The 16,445-nt window shown below is 73.1% G+C and carries 14 protein-coding genes; 3 read left to right on the top strand and 11 right to left on the bottom strand.

The window, feature by feature from the left end; translation table 11 throughout:
- Nucleotides 1-153 precede the first annotated feature (153 nt).
- From ACFT41_RS27565 to ACFT41_RS27545, 5 genes are all read right to left on the bottom strand, one after another.
- Entirely contained in the window at nucleotides 154-375 is a 222-nt protein-coding gene (locus ACFT41_RS27565; protein ID WP_377588416.1) for a hypothetical protein, read from the bottom strand.
- 83 nt (nucleotides 376-458) lie between these two features.
- Nucleotides 459-3,617, bottom strand: a complete 3,159-nt coding sequence (locus ACFT41_RS27560; protein ID WP_377588417.1) for an Ig-like domain-containing protein — start codon at nucleotides 3,615-3,617, stop codon at nucleotides 459-461.
- 341 nt (nucleotides 3,618-3,958) lie between these two features.
- Entirely contained in the window at nucleotides 3,959-4,744 is a 786-nt protein-coding gene (locus ACFT41_RS27555) for an FkbM family methyltransferase (protein WP_377588418.1), read from the bottom strand.
- 256 nt (nucleotides 4,745-5,000) lie between these two features.
- The gene (locus ACFT41_RS27550) at nucleotides 5,001-6,542 is read right to left on the bottom strand and encodes a glycosyltransferase family 2 protein (protein ID WP_377588419.1); all 1,542 of its coding nucleotides are present in this window, start codon (nucleotides 6,540-6,542) and stop codon (nucleotides 5,001-5,003) included.
- A 310-nt stretch (nucleotides 6,543-6,852) separates the two neighbouring features.
- Entirely contained in the window at nucleotides 6,853-7,713 is an 861-nt protein-coding gene (locus tag ACFT41_RS27545) for a DUF3152 domain-containing protein (protein WP_377588420.1), read from the bottom strand.
- Nucleotides 7,714-8,028: 315 nt separating this feature from the next.
- Here ACFT41_RS27545 and ACFT41_RS27540 point away from each other — a divergent pair, with 315 nt between their 5' ends.
- From ACFT41_RS27540 to ACFT41_RS27530, 3 genes are all read left to right on the top strand, one after another.
- Nucleotides 8,029-9,318, top strand: a complete 1,290-nt coding sequence (locus ACFT41_RS27540) for a DUF2786 domain-containing protein (protein WP_377588421.1) — start codon at nucleotides 8,029-8,031, stop codon at nucleotides 9,316-9,318.
- A gap of 19 nt (nucleotides 9,319-9,337) precedes the next feature.
- On the top strand, nucleotides 9,338-9,697 hold the full coding sequence (locus tag ACFT41_RS27535; protein ID WP_377588428.1) for a YciI family protein: 360 nt from the start codon (nucleotides 9,338-9,340) through the stop codon (nucleotides 9,695-9,697).
- A 107-nt stretch (nucleotides 9,698-9,804) separates the two neighbouring features.
- Complete coding sequence (locus ACFT41_RS27530) at nucleotides 9,805-11,022, top strand: RNA polymerase sigma factor (RefSeq protein WP_377588429.1); 1,218 nt, start codon at nucleotides 9,805-9,807, stop codon at nucleotides 11,020-11,022.
- A gap of 59 nt (nucleotides 11,023-11,081) precedes the next feature.
- Here the strand turns inward: ACFT41_RS27530 and ACFT41_RS27525 are convergent, their stop codons facing one another.
- The 6 genes from ACFT41_RS27525 to ACFT41_RS27500 form a co-directional block, all read right to left on the bottom strand.
- Nucleotides 11,082-12,710, bottom strand: a complete 1,629-nt coding sequence (locus ACFT41_RS27525) for an alpha/beta fold hydrolase (RefSeq protein WP_377588422.1) — start codon at nucleotides 12,708-12,710, stop codon at nucleotides 11,082-11,084.
- A 123-nt stretch (nucleotides 12,711-12,833) separates the two neighbouring features.
- Nucleotides 12,834-13,112: a hypothetical protein gene (locus ACFT41_RS27520; RefSeq protein WP_377588423.1), complete on the bottom strand. Its 279-nt coding sequence runs from the start codon at nucleotides 13,110-13,112 to the stop codon at nucleotides 12,834-12,836.
- Nucleotides 13,109-13,447, bottom strand: a complete 339-nt coding sequence (locus tag ACFT41_RS27515; protein ID WP_377588424.1) for an ArsR/SmtB family transcription factor — start codon at nucleotides 13,445-13,447, stop codon at nucleotides 13,109-13,111. The genes ACFT41_RS27520 and ACFT41_RS27515 overlap by 4 nt, the downstream gene beginning before the upstream one ends.
- 179 nt (nucleotides 13,448-13,626) lie before the next feature.
- Entirely contained in the window at nucleotides 13,627-14,595 is a 969-nt protein-coding gene (locus tag ACFT41_RS27510) for a helix-turn-helix transcriptional regulator (protein ID WP_377588425.1), read from the bottom strand.
- Nucleotides 14,592-14,771, bottom strand: coding sequence for a hypothetical protein (locus tag ACFT41_RS27505; protein WP_377588426.1), 180 nt, complete (start codon nucleotides 14,769-14,771; stop codon nucleotides 14,592-14,594). The genes ACFT41_RS27510 and ACFT41_RS27505 overlap by 4 nt, the downstream gene beginning before the upstream one ends.
- A 1,003-nt stretch (nucleotides 14,772-15,774) precedes the next feature.
- Nucleotides 15,775-16,284 (bottom strand): hypothetical protein, encoded by a 510-nt coding sequence (locus ACFT41_RS27500; RefSeq protein ID WP_377588427.1) that lies wholly within the window; start codon nucleotides 16,282-16,284, stop codon nucleotides 15,775-15,777.
- Nucleotides 16,285-16,445: the final 161 nt, after the last annotated feature.

Raw genomic sequence — 16,445 nt, 5'->3', positions numbered from 1 at the left:
GTTTCAGCGCCGTCGCCACTGTCAGCGCCGTCGCCACTGTCAGCGCCGTCGCCGCGAAGCCCTGCCCCCACGGCGTCCAGATGCCCTACCAGGGTCGTCGGATCCACGGCCACCAACGCACAAATCATGTCAACCGCAGCTGGTCTGGCCGTTTCACGTCGCCTGCCCCTCACACGCGGCCCGCTCACGTGAAATGTGCCGGTTTTCTGGTTTCGGCTTGCCGGCCCCTGCCGTGCCCGACAACACCACGCTCGTCGCCACCGGCCCGTCGCAGCCGCCGGCCACGGGCGGTTCGCCGTACGCCGCGTCGAGCTGGGCGAGCTGCGCGGCACGGCCGACGAAGCCGGGCAGGGCCGGCGGCAGCTGCCGAGGCACCGCCGGAGCCCGTCCCGGTGCACCCGCTGGACGACCACCAGCAGGCTGCCGGGCCGGTCGGCCCGGTATGGGAGTACGTCAGCTCAGCTGACGGTCACCGAGATGGTGGTGGGCGGCTGCTGGAGTTGCCCGTAGTTGTCGACCGCCCGCACCGAGATGGTGTAGGAGCCCGCCGGGACCACCGGCGAGGTGTAGGCGAAGTTCGACCCCGGCGACCCCGGGCTGGTGAGGAACGTGGCGATCCACGGGGCGGAGCCGCCGCCGAAGACGCCGGAGGAGTTCATCCCCTGGCCCGAACCGTTGACGATCTGCACCTCCACCTTCGACATGCCGACGTCGTCCACCGCCCGCCCGGTCACCACGATCCGGGAGTCGGTGAAGACCGCGCCGTTCTGCGGGCTGAGGCTCGGCTCAAGGCGCGGGTCGAGGTCGCCGGGGTAGACGAGGTACTTGGCGGTGGCCCCGGAGGTCGAGCTGTCCTGCTGGCCCGCCGTGTCGACGGCCCACGCCTCGACGCTGTACTCGCCCTTCGTCGGCAGGTCGATCGACAGGGTGAAGGCGGTGCTCGTCGCGCCGGACGCGGCGAGCGTGGCGTTCACCGTGGCGAAACTGGCCGCCATCGTGCCGTTCGGCTGCACGTACCGGCCGGTGTCCAGGTCGCGCAGCGCCACCCGGACGCCCTGCACGCCCTTGTCGTCGGTCGCGGTGCCGGCCAGGTCGAGGTGCAACTGCTCGACGCTCTGGTCGGTGCCGGTGACGTTCAGCTTGCCGTCCGGGAAGGCGTCGCCGGGCACCTGGGCGGTGACGCTCAACTTGCCCAGGTTGGCGGTCGTCGTGGTCAGACCCAGGTTGTCGGTGGCGCGTACCCGGAAGTCGTAGACGCCCGGGGTGAGCGACGCGGTGGTGAACGACCAGTTGTACGACGCGGCGTTGAGGTTGGTCGGCGACACCCGGTGGTAGGCCGCGACCGCGTCGGGGCCCCACGTGCCGTCGGCGGCCAGCGACTCGCGGGTGGTGGTGTTACGCAGGTAGACCTCGACCGACTTCAGGGTGCCGTCGTCGCTGGCGGTGCCGGAGAAGGTGAGCGGGCTGCCGGGCGTCACGGTGAGCGGCGCGGCGGCGGTGGGCGGGGTCATCGCGGCGGGGGCGGTGATGGCCACCGTCGGCGCCACCCCGTTCTCCGAGATGATCCAGTCCCGGCTCTCACCCTTCAGGTCGCTCTGCCCGGCGGAGTCCACGGCGGTGGCGGTCATCCGCCACTCGCCCTCGGTCGGCAGGGTCACCTCGACCTGCCAGGTGGTCGACACCGCGCCGATGACGTCCGGCTCGGTGCGGAACGTGTTGTAGGCCGGCGCGACCGTGCCGTCGTCCTGGAGGTAGTGGTTGTCCGGGGTGCGGAACGAGTACGTCAGCGCGTTGACGCCCTTGTCGTCGGTGGCGGTGCCGGTGGCGGTGAAGCTCCTCGTGGCGAGCAGGCCCCTGGCCGGCGAGTCGATCTTCGTGGCCGGGGGCAGGTCGTCGAAGCTGAACGTCTCGATCTTCTTGACGGCCTTCGTGGTGTCGGCCTCGCTGCTGCTGCGGCCGAACGTCTTCGCCTGGATCTGGTATTCGCCGACGGGCAGCGACACCGCGAGGGACCACATGGTCGAGGTGGCGTTCGGGCTGGCCAGGGTCGCCAGGATGCTGTTGGAGGCGCCCCACGTCACGAGGTCGTCCTGGAGGTACTTCTTGGAGCCCCGGTTCTGGATCTCGACCTGCACCTTCTTGACGCCGGACGGGGCGGTCGCCTGGCCCTCGATGGTGAACGAGCCGTTGGCGGGCTTCACCCGTCCCTCGATGGGCGTGTCGATCGTCGTCTCCACCGCCGAGGGCGCCGGCACCCGGCCCAGGTCGAAGAAGCCGACCCGACCCACCGGCAGGCCGCCCTTGGTGTTGCCGTCGCCGCCGACGAAGAGGCCACGCGGGGTGGCCAGCATCGCCTTCTCCCCCTCGTACGAGCTGGAACCCGGGTTCCACTCCAGGGCGGTGCCCGTCGCCGGGTCGAGCGCGCCGAGGTGGTCGCGGCGGACCACCTGGTCGCCGAGGCCGTAGCCGCTGAGGCCCTGGCCCGTGCCGTACCCGACGTTGTCCAGGCCCGGCCACGGCACGTTGGCGGTCGGCGACTCCTGCCAGCTGAAGTGGCCACCGACGTACACGGCCACCTCGGTGACGGCGACCGAGTAGATGCTGTCGAAGTGCCGGGAGATCCAGATCGGCTCGACGTTGTCGCCGCCGGCCACCGGGAACGCCATGGCGGTGTCGTTGATCGGCGGGCGGTCGCCGCCCGAGCCGCTGGTGACCACGAAGTAGGAGTCGTCCGGCGCGATGTCGCCGCCGAAGGCCCGCTGGATGCCGCCGACGAAGGAGAGGTTGTCCTCCCACAGCCGGGTACGCCACGGCAGGAGGGCCTTGTTGGCGGTGTCGATCAGGCCGACGCCGTAGCGGTCCTGGCCGGCGATCTGCCGGCCGGTGTGGACCACCATCAGCTTCCCGCCGTCGTGGGTCAGCTTGAGCTGCTGCACGGTGAGCATGCCGCCGACGCCGATGCCGCCGGACAGGGGCAGGTCGAAGCCGCCGTCCACCGCCCCCGTGGTCGGGTTGAGCGCGGCCAGCCCGGTGCGGTTGGTGCTGTTGATCTTCGTGAACTGGCCGCCCACGTACACCGCGTCGTTGGTCACGGCCAGGGCGGTCCCGCGCCCGTTGCTCTGCGCGGTGAAGCCGGCGACCGGGGCGCCGGTCACCGGGTCGAGCCGGGCGACCTTGCGCTTGGTGAGGCCGCCGACGGTGTTGAACGTCCCGGCCACGTAGAGCGCCGAGCCGTCCGGCGAGGCCGCGACGGCCGCGACGGCCCCGTCGAACGTCGGCCGGAAGCCGGTGTCGACCTTGCCCGTGTCGATGTTGTACGAGGCCAGCCACCGCTGCGCGAGCGCGCTCTGCCCGACGTTGGCGATCCCGGTGAACGAGCCGGCGATGAAGACCCGGTTCCCGATGACCTCGATGTCGGTGATCTCACCGTCGGTGATCCTCGGGACGTCGTTGCGCGGCGCACTGGGCACCAGCCCGGTGTGCCCCGGCACTTCGACGACGAGCGCCTTGGCGGCAAGACCTGCCTGCCAGGCGGACACCGCCGCGATGACCGGTTGGCCGATCAACACGACCGCCCCGGCCACCAGACCCGCGATCACGCGGCTCCGAACACGCATCGAGACAACCCCCTGTAAGCGCCCGCATCGCGCCACCGGGTCGGCCCCGGCAGCGTCCACCCTGCCGGCATGCCGAGGACACCGTAAGAGGCGAAACCGCCTCGCACCCCGTGCCTCGCCGGAATCCGGCCGATCGCCATCGAACATGATCCCGGCGACGGAACGCACCACCGTCGGAGTGAATCTCACTCCACCGAACGGATCGGCTCGGCGGCTGCGCGCCGACAGTCCGGTGCCCGCGCCCGTCGCGCTGCCGAACTCCACCAGCGCCGGGCTGCCCCCGCCGGGTGCGAAACCGTCGCGGTCTCCGGGCCCGCCCGGTGCCCGCGTCGAGGCCGGCCTCAGTTCCCGCGCAGGCGGGCGTAGACGTCGCCGGACCGGCCGGCCGGGCGGAACCGCTCCAGCAGCCGCACCAGCCCGGCCGCGTCGAGCCACTCCTCGCTGGCGTAGCGCATCGTCTCCACCGGCGAATAGTTGTAGTGGTAACCGCCGGCCGGGCCGCCGAGCCGGTCCACGATCTCAAGCGCGGCGAGGGCCGCGTCGTGGGCCGGGGGGAGATACTCGAAGGACAGCGCGGGCAGGGGCCGACTGAGCCCGGACAGCACGTCCACCTCGAAGCCCTCGACGTCGATCTTGCAGAACGCGGGCACGCCGTGGGCGGCGACGAGGTCGTCGAGGGTGACCACGTCGACCTCGACGGACTGATCCCAGCGGACCCGGGAGAAGCTGCTGTCCGCCGTGACCGACTCGATCCAGTCGGTCGACATCGTCGAGACCGTCGGGGTGGCGGTGGACAGGGCGAGCCGCGCCCGCCCGGCGTCCGCGCCGACGGCCTCGGGCACGATCGTCACGTGCGGGTCCCGGCCGAAGAAGAGGCGCAGGGCCCGCAGGCAGTCGGGTTGCGGCTCCACCGCGACCACCCGCGCGCCCAGCCGCCGCCAGGTGCGTACCCGGCCGCCGACGTGGGCGCCGATGTCGAAGCCGACGTCCCCGGGCTTGAGGAACTCCCGGTAGAGCTCCAGCGCCCGGCGGTGCTTGTGGGGCTGGCCGTGGTAGATGGCCAGGGAACGGGTGAGCCCCCAGGCCCGGCGCAGCGTCCGCTGACCGGGCCGCGGTTCGCTGGTCATGGTGGTCCTCCCGTCGCCCCGCAACCGGGGCACTCGGATCGTCGGCGCCGCCCGCCGCTCCGCCGTCTCGCCGTCCGACCGTCCCACCGGGCGGCCGCACGGCACTGACGATGACTACGCGGGCCGCGGCGGAACGGTTCACTCGCTCCCCCACGGGACGCCTCCCCGCGCGGGACGCCTCCGCCGAGGCGCGCCGGCCGGCGGGGGTGAGAGGGGAACCCTTCTATACCCGAATGCGTTAACAAGGGGCCCTTCCTTACCGGCCCAGCAGGCGCTTGACCACCCGGCGCAGGTGGTTGCGCACGCGTCGGTGCAGGGCGGGCTTCTTCTTGACGCCGGGGACCACCCGCACCGGCGCGGCGCCGTCGGCGGCGCACCGGAAGGTCAGCGGGAGCCGCGCGTCCTCGGTCCACCCGTTCTCGGTGAGCCGGGCCTTGAGCAGCCAGGTGCCCGCGGTGCGGCCCGAGTTCAGGGTGGCGAAATCCACCCGGGCGGTGGCGTGGTGCACGAGATGCACCCGCCCCGGACCGGTGCCCGGGACCGGTGCGTCCTCGACCCGGAACTCGACCGGCAGGAAGCACTCCTCGCCGCCCTCCTTGCGCCGGGCCACCACGTCGAGCCGGGCCATGGCACGCCGGGCGGTGACGTCGAGGACGTCCGGGTCGAGGTCGACGGGCAGGACGATCTGGTAGCGCCCGTCGGAGACGGTGAGGGCGACCGGCTGGTCGCCGGACGCGAGGTGCGCGGTGACGTCGACGGTGAGGACCGTCCCGTCCACCTGGTGGCTGTCGACCCGGGCCAGGACCCGGACGCCCGCCTCCCACTCGGCCAGCTCGCGCAGCCCGGCGATGTCGTCGGACGCGGTGAGGGCCGTGATCGCCCGTTGCAGCGGCGGGAGCCCGGCGGCCACGCCCGGCGCGAAGCGCTCGCGGATGATCTTGCCGCACTCCAGCGCCACCTGCTCCACCCAGTCGACCGGTTCCGTGAGGAACCGCTTGCCGCGCAGCCGGCTGACCATCTCGTTGCGCAGCCAGCGCCGGTGCAGCTTGTCGCGCAGCGGCCCCGGCTCGACGTACGCGTCGACGACGTCCAGCACGTCGCGCAGGTTGGCGTAGTAGCCCGCCGGGTCCAGCCCCTGCGCCGTCACGTTGCCGGCGTCCGCGCGGCGGATGTGGTGGTAGCAGACGTAGTTCGACAGCACGGAGGTGCGCTTGGACAGGAGGAAGGCCCGGACCACGAAGAGGTGGTCCTCCAGCCGGCGCTTCTCCTCCACGAAGCGGATCTCGTGCTCGTCGAGGAAGGACCGGCGGAACAGCTTGTGCGCCGTCAGGCTGTCGATCAGCGGCGCGTTGTCCGGTGTGGCGTTCGGGCAGTCCCTGCGGAACAGCTCGCGCGGCACCGAGCGCCCGTGGCCGGCCATCTTGCCGACCACGATGTCCGCGTCGTTTTCGACGGCGTACGCGTAGAGGCGTTCCAGGGCCTCGTCGCCGAACCAGTCGTCGTCGTCGGAGAAGAAGACGTACTCGCCGCGGGCGTTGGCGACGCCGACGTTGCGCGGCCGGGACGGCCATCCGGAGTTCTCGATGTGCACCACCCGGATGTGCGGGTGCGCGGCGGCCAGCTCGTCCAGCCGGGCCCCGGTCGAGTCGGTGGAGCCGTCGTCGACGAAGACCGCCTCGAACTCCCCCGGCGGCAGCGACTGGCGCAACAGAGAGGCGATCAGCCTCTCGATGTGCGGGCCGGAATTGTAGGCCGGCACCACCACGCTGATTTTCGGAGCATTCGTACTGGCGGTCATCGTCTTCTTCCCCGTCAGGTCCGTGAACCGGTGTGCGGACAGCTGATGCTCATCATGGACCGGAAGGGACGTCCCGTGGTGCCCCGAATGTGTCCATGCCGTTACGTCGGTCGGCCCGCCCCGCTCCAGCTGGACAGCATCGCCCGGTCCGGAACACGAAACACCGTAGCGGTCCGTGGTTGGGCATGTCCGACCGGGGAAGTTCAATGTCGTACCACCAGCCCCGGAGGAAAGGGATGCGGCCGTCAATCGCACCCGCCCACCGTGGTGGCAGCGCACACCCGGTCGGGGCGGCCGCCGGGGCCGGACCTCACCAGCCGGCCGGCACCGGGTCGTCGTACTGGCCGGGCGGGCCGGTGAACACGGCCCCGTCCACCTCGGGCCAGGCGTTCGGGACGCAGCCGTGCAGGCCCAGGGTCTGCTGCTGCATCACCGGGGCGGGCCCGCCGGCCCGCGGGCACAGCTCGTGGCCACGGCCGAGCCGGTGGCCCACCTCGTGGTTGAGCAGGTACCGGCGGTAGGTGTCCAGGTCGCCGGTGAACTGCGGCACACCGCCCGCCCAGCGGGCCACGTTGATCACCACCCGGTCGCCGTTGCGGCACGACGTGTAGTGGTCCGTGACGTCGCCGCAGAGGACACCCCGGGTGACCGGGGTGGTGAGCGCGACGGTGAAGTCCGCCGGGTCGTCCGGGCCGACGCGTTGCAGCCGCCACCGGCCCGCCCCGGTCCAGCCCCGCGGGTCGGCGAGGATCGCCCCCACCTCCCGGCCGAACCGTTCCACGTCGACGCCGTCGATCCCCTCCTCCACGGTGACCCGGTAGCGCAGCAGCTCACCGGCGCGCCCGGCGACGGCGCCCCGGAGGGTGGCGGCGCGGAAGTCACCCGTACCCCGGGGTGGGAAGGTGATGTCGGCCGGCGCCTGCGCGGTCGGGGTCGCGGACCGGGCCGGGGCCCGGGTGACCGGCGCGGCGAGCGTGGGCGCGGCGACCCCCGCGGCGGCGACCGGGCGGCCCGCCTGGTCCGGGCCGCCCCGGCGGACGGCCCCGGCACCGGCCGTGACCAGGGCGACCACGGCCAGGGCGACGCACGCGACCACCGGCCCGGTCCGGGCGGCGGCGCGCCGTCGGCGGCGGCCACCCCGGCCGGGCATGCCATGGGTACGACTCGACACGTCGCGCTCCGTCCCGTCGATCCGCTCTCGTTGCACGGATGGATCCCGCTGTCGCTCGCACGGATGGATTCCGCATTCGCTCGCACGGATTCCGCACCCGTGCACGGATGGATACGGACGGCGACCCGGCGCGGATGAGGCGTCCGGCGGGCATTTCCGCGGCGGTGTCGGCGCTCACGCCCGGCCGGCGCGGCCCCGGCGGTACGGTTTCCCGGCGGTACGGTTTCCCGGCGGTACGGTTTCCCGGCGGAACCTGGTCGACCGGCTCCGCCCCGGCCAGCGGACGTTCCGCCATCCGACCTCGAGGAGCACCCTGTGCCGGACGCCGACGCGCTGATCGCCGACGCCCTCGCGGCGACGCGCGGCACCGACGTACGCGCCGCAGAACGGCAGTTGGACCGGCTGGTGGTCGGCGCGGGCGTGCCGGACGGGCCGGCGGCGGTGGACGCCGCCCTGACCGCGTGCCTGGTGCGCGGCGTGGGCCGGCTCTGGCCGCGGGGCTGGCAGCCCGTCGACCTGGTCCGGATCGCGACCCGCCGGCTCGGCCCGCCGGCCGGGCGGCTCGTGGCCGACCTGGCCGCCGCCCAGCGCCGGGTCCAGCCCGAGCCCGTTCCAGGCTGGTGGGACGACCAGCTCGCCGGCCTCGACGCGGCCGTGTGGTGGGACGACGACCGGCGGCACCTGACGGCCTGGGCGGCCCGGGAGGGCACCGACCGGATCGCCGCCCTGCGCGACGCCGTCGACGTGCTGGCGCTGGTGGAGGGGCTGCCGCCGATCGCGGTGCTGCGCCCGCCGCCCGGCGTGACCGCCCCGGCGACGGCCGTTGGGCGCGGCGGCAGCGGATCCCGGATGCTCGACCGGGTGCGGGCGCTGCTGGCCAAGGCCGAGTCGACGACCTTCCCGGCGGAGGCGGAGGCGCTGACCGGCAAGGCGCAGGAGCTGATGGCCCGGCACAGCATCGACGCGGCCCTGGTCGAGGCGACGGCCGAGCGGGGCGACGTGCCCGGCGGGGTGCGGCTGGGCACCGAGCCGCCGTACCCGGGGGCGAAGGCGCTGCTGGTGCAGGAGGTGGCGGCGGCGAACCGGTGCGAGTCGGTGTGGTCCGACGACCTGGGCTTCGCCACCGTGCTCGGCTTCCCGGCCGACCTGGCCGCCGTCGAGCTGCTCTACACGTCGCTGCTGGTGCAGGCCACCGCCGCGATGCTGCGGGGCCGCGCCGAGCGCCGGGTGCGCGGCGGCAGCCGACGCACGAAGGCGTACGACGAGTCGTTCCTCAACGCGTTCGCGCTGCGCATCGGCGAGCGGCTGCGGGCCGCCACCGACGAGGCGAGCCGGGAGGTGGCCCGGGAACGGGGCGGGGAGCGGCTGCTGCCGGTGCTCGCGTCCCGCACGGTCGCGGTGCGGGAGCGGCTGGACGACCTGTTCCCCGGGTTGACCAGCAAGCGGCTCGCCGTCGCCGACGAGGAGGGCTGGGCCTCCGGCACCTCCGCCGCCGACCGGGCGGCGCTGGACCCGACCGGATCCGCCCCGGCCCGGGTGTCGGGTTCGGCGCACCGGCTCCGACCCCCTGCCGGGACGCGCCGACGGGGCGCGGCCGACGCGTGAGGAGTACGCCGTGAAGTACATGCTGCTGATCTGGAACCGCCCCGGCTTCGTCGACGGCATGTCGGAGCAGGACCGGGCCGCTCTCTTCGGCGAGGTCGACGAGATCATGCGGGAGCTGACGGAGTCCGGCGAGCTGGTCGGCGGGCAGGCGCTCGCCGACCCGTCACAGACCCGCACGGCCCGGCTGGCCGGCGACCGGGTCGAGGTGACCGACGGGCCGTTCATGGAGAGCAAGGAGCAGTTCGCCGGCTACCTGACCGTGGACTGCGAGTCGATCGAGCGGGCCGCCGAGATCGCCGCCGGCTGGCCGGACGTGGTGCGGGGGTTCGGCGTGCTGGAGGTGCGGCCGATCATGGACGAGGCCGGAGCGGAGATGTGACCGCTGCCGGGCCGGCCGTCTCCGGCGGGCCGGCCGGTGCGCGCGTCGCCGGCGCGCCCGGCGGTGCAGCCGTCCCCGCCGGGCCCGGCGGTGCGGGCGTCGGTGACCTGCTGCGCGGGCTCGCGCCGCAGGTCCTCGGCCTGCTCGTGCGTCGGCACGGCCAGTTCGACGCGTGCGAGGACGCCGTGCAGGAGGCGCTGCTCGCCGCCGCGACCCGGTGGCCCGCCGACGGGGTGCCGGACAACCCCCGGGCGTGGCTGCTCACCGTGGCGACCCGCCGGCTCACCGACACCTGGCGCAGTGAGCGCGCCCGCCGGGACCGCGAGGCCGCGGTGGCCCTCCGGGAGCCGGCGTACGCGGCGGTGGCCCCGCCGCCCGACGAGGAGCCGCCGGCCGGCGACGACACCCTGCGGCTGCTCCTGCTCTGCTGCCACCCGGCGCTGAACCGGTCGGCGCAGGTCGCGCTGACCCTGCGCGCGGTCGGCGGGCTGACCACCGCCCAGATCGCCCGCGCCCACCTGGTGCCGGAGGCGACGATGAGCCAACGCATCCGCCGGGCCAAGCAGCGGATCGAGGCGGCCGGTGCCCGGTTCGCCCTGCCCTCGCCCGCCGAACGCGACGAGCGGATGCGCGCCGTGCTCCAGGTGCTCTACCTCGTGTTCAACGAGGGCTACACCGCCTCCAGCGGGCCGGACCTCCAAAGCGCCGAGCTGACCGCCGAGGCGATCCGGCTGGCCCGGGAGCTGCGCCGGCTGCTGCCCGACGACGGCGAGGTCGCCGGGCTGCTGGCGCTGATGCTGCTCACCGACGCGCACCGGGAGGCGCGCACCGGCCCGGACGGCGAGCTGGTGCCGCTGGCCGAGCAGGACCGCAGCCGGTGGAACCGGGCCGTGATCGCCGAGGGGACCGCCCTGGTGACCGAGGCGCTGACCTGGTCGCCGCCGGGGCCGTACCAGCTCCAGGCGGCGATCGCGGCAGTGCACGCCGAGGCCCCGAGCGCCGCCGAGACGGACTGGCGGCAGATCGTCGCGCTCTACCGGCTGCTGGGCCGGCTCGCCCCGAACCCGATGGTCACCCTCAACGAGGCGGCGGCGGTGTCCATGGTGGACGGTCCGCGCGCCGGGCTGGCCCTGCTCGCCCCGCTCGACGGCGACGAGCGCGTCGCCGGGCACCACCGGCTCGCCGCCGTGCGGGGCCACCTGCTGGAGCTGGCCGGGGACCCGGCCGCCGCCCGGGAGGCATACCGAGCGGCGGCCCGCACCACCACCAGCCTCCCCGAGCGCCGCTACCTGGAATCCCGAGCCACCCGACTCCCCGCACCCTGACCCCACCCCACCCCCTGACCCCACCCCACCCCACCCCCACCCCGTCCCCGGCTCGGTGATCAAGAGGAAAGCGTCAAAGTTGATCTCCGGGATGACGCAAACCTCTTGATCACCGGGACGGGGGCGGCTGCCGGCTCGACCGCCGGGCAGCGGGTGCCGGTGGCGGGGACCGCCAGTGCGACCAGGTAGCGGTCGACCGTGGTGCCCACGCAGGGGCTGGTGGTGTAGCTGCCGTGCCCCCACCCCACGTACGCGAGCAGGACGCCGTGGAGCTGGCGGGTGACGGCGGCGGCGCGGGCGTACTCGCTCACCGGGTCGTGCCGGGTGGCCGCCACCAGCACCGGCACGTCGGTGCGCCCCCGGAGCCGACGCTGCGGGTTGCCGACGGGCGTGCCGAGGCACAAAGCGAGGGCCTGCACCACCAGCGGATACCGGACGTCGGGCGCGATCGCGGCGAGCCGGCGCAGATGGTGGGTGTACTCGGCGAAATTGTTGACGGGCAGGCTCCAGTCCTGGCAGAAGATGGCCAGCGGGTTCGCCTGCTCCCCGGCGGCGCTCGTGGCCGCCGCACCGCTGTCCGTCCCGATCGTCCCGGTGGCTGCCGTCCAGGCGGCGATGCGGTCGGCGAGCACCGCCCAGTCGGGGCCGTAGAGGTCACGCTGGGCGCGGGCGCTCAGCGCGAACGGGGTCAGCGTCGCACCGGGGCGGGTCGGGTCGGGCAGCTCGCCCCGCTCGGCGTGGTCGAGCAGGTCCGCCCAGCGGGCCCGGACGTCCTGGCCGTGCAGGACGCAGTCGGCGGAGCGGTCGCACCAGGCCACGAACTCGTCGAACGAGTCCTGCGCGGCGGCGGCCTGGCTGGCCAGGAACGGCCGCATCGGCAGGCTGTGGTCGATCGCGCTCTCCAGCACCATCGCCCGCACCCGGTGCGGATACTCGTCGGCGTACTGCGCGCCGAGCAGGGTGCCGTAGGAGCTGCCGTGGAAGGTCAGCCGGTCCTCGCCGAGGGCGGCCCGGACGGCGTCGAGGTCGCGTACCGCGCTAAGGGTGTCGAGGTGGTCGAAGACGGGGCCGGTGCGGTCCCGGCAGTCGGCGCGCAGGGCCGCGTTGTCGCGTACGGTGGCGTCGAACTGCGCCTGGTCGGTGATCACCTGCGGGACCCGGGCGAGCAGGTCCGACGCGCAGACCACCGGGTTGCTGCGGCCGACGCCGCGCGGGTCGAAGCTGACGATGTCGAATCGGCTGCGCAGCTCGGCGCTGAACCGCACGCTCTCCACCACCTTCTGCAAGCCGGAGTCCCCCGGGCCGCCGGGGCCGAAGAACAGCACGCCGACCCGGGCGGCGGGATCGGTCGCGGGCCGGCGGGCCAGGGCAAGATCGAACCTCCGGCCGGCCGGGTCGGCCCAGTCCACCGGCAGCGACAGGGTGCCGCACTCGGCGGAGCCGTCGGCGGGGCAGGGCACCCACCGGATCGGCCCGGACGCCGGCCGTACCCTCGGCGCTGAGATCGCCCGTGCCGTCGGCCCTGACGTCGGCCGTACCGTCGGCTCTGCTGCCGGATCGGCGCGGGCCGTGCCGGGCGCGCCGGCGAGAAGCGTGCCGGCGACGGCCGCCGCCAGCGCCGCACCGACGGCCCGACGTAGGTCGACGCGCGCCGGCCCGCCGGCTGCGGATCTGCGGGTACGCGGCATGAGATGCTGTCCTCTCCTCGAAGGAGCGTTGCGCTGAGAACTCGCCCACGGGCGAGGTGATGCTGCTTCCACCTGGGTCGCCGAGTTGCCGCTCGGCGGCCCAGGGCTTTACCTACCTGCCACTCAGTCGACGTCCCGCAGGACGCGCTCCAGCGCGGCCGTCCGGGTCGCCAGTTCGCCGAGCCGGGCGTCGATCGTGGCCAGGAGTTGCTGGTTGGTTTCCTGGGCCCGCGCCGACGCCTCGGCGAGCCGGCGGTAGTCCTCCTCGCGCCCGCCGGACAACCTGGCCCGGCGGTTCTTGGACAACTGCACGACCAGCGCCGTGACGACGGTGACGAGCAGGGTGAAGATGCCGGCCGCCCCGATCACCTCGGTCCAGTCGTGGCCGCTCATCCCGGTCATTCCTGCTCCTGTCCGGCCGCGTCCGGCGGGGTCAGCGTCTCGGCCGCCCGCCGGATGATCTCGGGGGTGAGGGTGAACACGAACGGGTTCACCTCGTAGTACTTCATTGCCCTCCCGTCCTCGGAAAGCTCCAGGCGCGCGGTGACCAGCCCGGCCGCCGCCAGCTTGCGCAGGTGCACCTGGAGCAGGGCCCGGCTGATGCCCAGCTCGCGTGCCAACCGGCTGACGTAGGCGCGTTCCCTGGCCAGCGCGGCGACCACCCGTAGGCGGTGCGGGTTGGCCAGGGTCGCCAGCACCCGCAGGAGGTCGTCCCCGGTGGGCGACTCGTCGCTCATAACCAACCCTTGCACATGCAAAGGGAAGTTAGCAGGTCGGATTGCGCGGTCACAAGTGGATGGCTCCTGATTTCGGGTAGGGGTGCTCCCCGGCTCGCCCCTGGGTCGCCGCACGGGTTGGCGACAGGGTTCCTTCGGCAGCCGCTCCGGCAGATCGGTCACGGCTGCCGAAGGGTCACCTAGAGGACGGTCTGGTCGTACGTCTCGTACACCGTGCCGGCGAACACCCGGCGCAACAGGCCTATCCAGCGGCCGGAGTCGCGGTGCCTGCCACGCGAGGGGAACTCCACGGCTGCCTCGGCCGACCGGTCACCTCGATCAGCCGCCGGCCGGGATTCCTCTGTCGACGGCTGCCACCGCACTCGCCCGCCCTGTCGCGAACTTGGCGCCGCCACGGAGTCGCCGGGATGGGCCTTGAGGGCGGCAAGGGCGGAACGTGCGCGGCGGTCCTGCTCCTGCAGATGGTAGAGGCGGGCGAGCCAGGCTCCGGCGCGCTCCTGCGGAATCCCGCAGGCGAGGAGATAGGCCAGCACGTGCCTCGCCCGCAACGGAGCCCGTCCGTTGAGCATGTCGTGCAGCTGGGAACGGGTAAGCCCGCCCGACACATCGGTGCCGGGAAGGCTCGTACGCCGGGAGCGCTCGGCGACCTGCCGTAGGCTCAGGCCCTTCTCGACGCGCATCTGATCCAGTGCCGTCAGGAATTCCTCCAGGGTCACGACCGCAGCCGGATTCGCGTCGACGTAGCGGACATCCAAGGCCGGCAGGGGTGCCCGTCGCACCACGGGGCGCGCCGGAATCTCGGGCACCTCCAGCAGCGACGTCCTCGCCATGACCTTGGCCGCGCGCCTCGCGGCACGCCGCTGGACGCGGACGTGCTTGTCGACGGCGCTCCACCGCTGTCTCCAGTGGTGCACGAGGTCGTCGTCGCAGACCCCACACGCCCGAATGTACGCCTCGACGCACTCCCAGGTCGGAAACCGAGTCCCGCCTGCGGCCACGGACAACGCCGCCATCGAGTAGCGCGTCCGGCCGGCCAGGGTGCGATAGGAAGGCCCTCCGGCCTGCTGACGGAGCCGCCGAAGCGAGTGCGCGAACTGCGCCACTGGGCCGCTGGACAGATCGAGCGGCTTCTCCGGCCGGCCGGTCACCGGTTGACCTGCCGCACGTCGTCGGCGGTTTCGACCTGCCGGAGTTGCCGGCTCGAGTCCATCGAGCCCCCGAGGTAGCGGCGGATGGCGTCGGCGGCCAGCGTGCAGGCGCCGGTTCCCGCGACAGCGGCCAGGGTGGTGTTGCCCAACATCCAGGAGATGATGCTGAAGGCCATCAACAGAAGCATGGTCGCCGTGACGGCGATCGTGGCGGTGATGGTCGGAAAGTCACCTCGGACATGCGACTTCCCGGCCCCACCGGCCCGTGAACGCTGCGCGCACACGAGTGGGTCCTCTCTGACGGTGAGTAGAGGACCCGCAGCCCCTCTCTGCGGGTCGTCCACCCGGACTTGGGTCTTGCATACGGATGCCCGTCAGTCCGGGTGATTCCCGCCAGGTAGCCGCCTGACGTGTCCTCGCTGACGCGCGTTGACAGTCTCGCAGACGCCGCCGGCAAGACACGCTTTCCAATCGGCAGACGTCACAGATGCGACGCGCCGGATCGAGTTGTTTACCGATTCTGCAATGAACAACGTGGGTAGGTTGTTCACTTCTCAGCCCGAGCGAGTTGCCGGACAGGTCGTAAACAACGTTCTATAGTTGCAACGGCGGCGGGCCAATCAGTACCAACCGAACTTGACCCGGCCGCTTACCCGTGGACGCTCTCATTGGACTTGGGTCGCCATCGGGCTCTGGGGGCCGGCCGTAGCCGCGGCTCGGCCCCCTTCACTCCCACCAGCACAAAGCACCCCGAGGGCACTACGTGACCAATCAGTAATATCTACGCCGAGAACTGCGTCCCGCCCCGCCGGCAGCCACCCCCCACGACCCGTCGAGCCGTAGACCATCATCGACCCCGCCGATTTGTCGACTGTGTCACCGGGCGGGCGCGAAGGCGGCCCGCCGTAACACTGCCCATCCGACCTACGCACCCCCATCCCCCAATGTGACCGTGGTCACTTTTGCAACGGGGTGGGGGGTTGGCAACGGAAGCCGGAAACAGCAGGTCCGGCCACCTCAAACCAATGCGACAGCGAGTGTTCGCGGCGAAACTCAGCGCAGCGTCGCCGCCGCACGACCGGGCCCACTACCGGGGTCCGCCACTGCTGCTTCCTGCCTCAGGCGTCAGCTTCGGAGCATTGCCGGCGCATCCACCCCCACGATGGACGTCGACGTCGGTCAGGCCCGGCACTCCCGGGCCAGCTTCGGCGGGATGTCGACGAACGTCTCGCCCAGCCACTTCGCCGGGCTGGCCGCCTTCGCACCCCCGTCGAGCTGCTTCGCCACGTCCCCGATCAGCTTCTCGATCTCGGGGTCCTCCGCGCGCGCCGCCTGCTTGCGTACGTCGCCGGCCAGCCCCGCGATGGTCCGCTTGAGCCGGTCGTTGAGCTCCTCGGGGGTGGTCTCCTTGTCCCGGGTGGCCTCGGCCGAGTCGGCGGCGAGCTTCTTGCTCCCGGCGAGGACCAGCCGGTCGACCTCCCCGCACACCTCGACCGTGTTGGCGGCGGTCACGGCGGGCGTGGACGCGGACGGCGTCGAGGTGGCGGCGAACGGCTCGACCGAGTCGGTCGGCGCGGTCGAGGCGTCGACAGTGGGCGCGGCGGCCGGGTCGTCGGCGGTGTCGTCGGCCTGGCAGCCGGCGGCGAGTGCGAGCAGGGCCACCAGGGCGGCGGCGCGGAGCGCGGTCACGGCAGGACGAGACATGTTCTCCCCGTTCGGTGGTGGACCGTCCCAGCATGCTGGTCGCCGTCCACCTCCGGCGCACCGGCTCGCCACGGCACAGACGCGCGCCGGGCCGGCAACAGGGTACCGACAAGCCGGATGTCATGCGGGTCACCGACGTACTGCCT

The organism is Micromonospora sp. NPDC057141, assembly GCF_042670805.1.
Taxonomy (GTDB): Bacteria; Actinomycetota; Actinomycetes; order Mycobacteriales; family Micromonosporaceae; genus Micromonospora.
The sequence above is the reverse complement of the archived record's forward strand: the minus strand, read 5'-3'. Positions and strand labels throughout refer to the sequence as shown.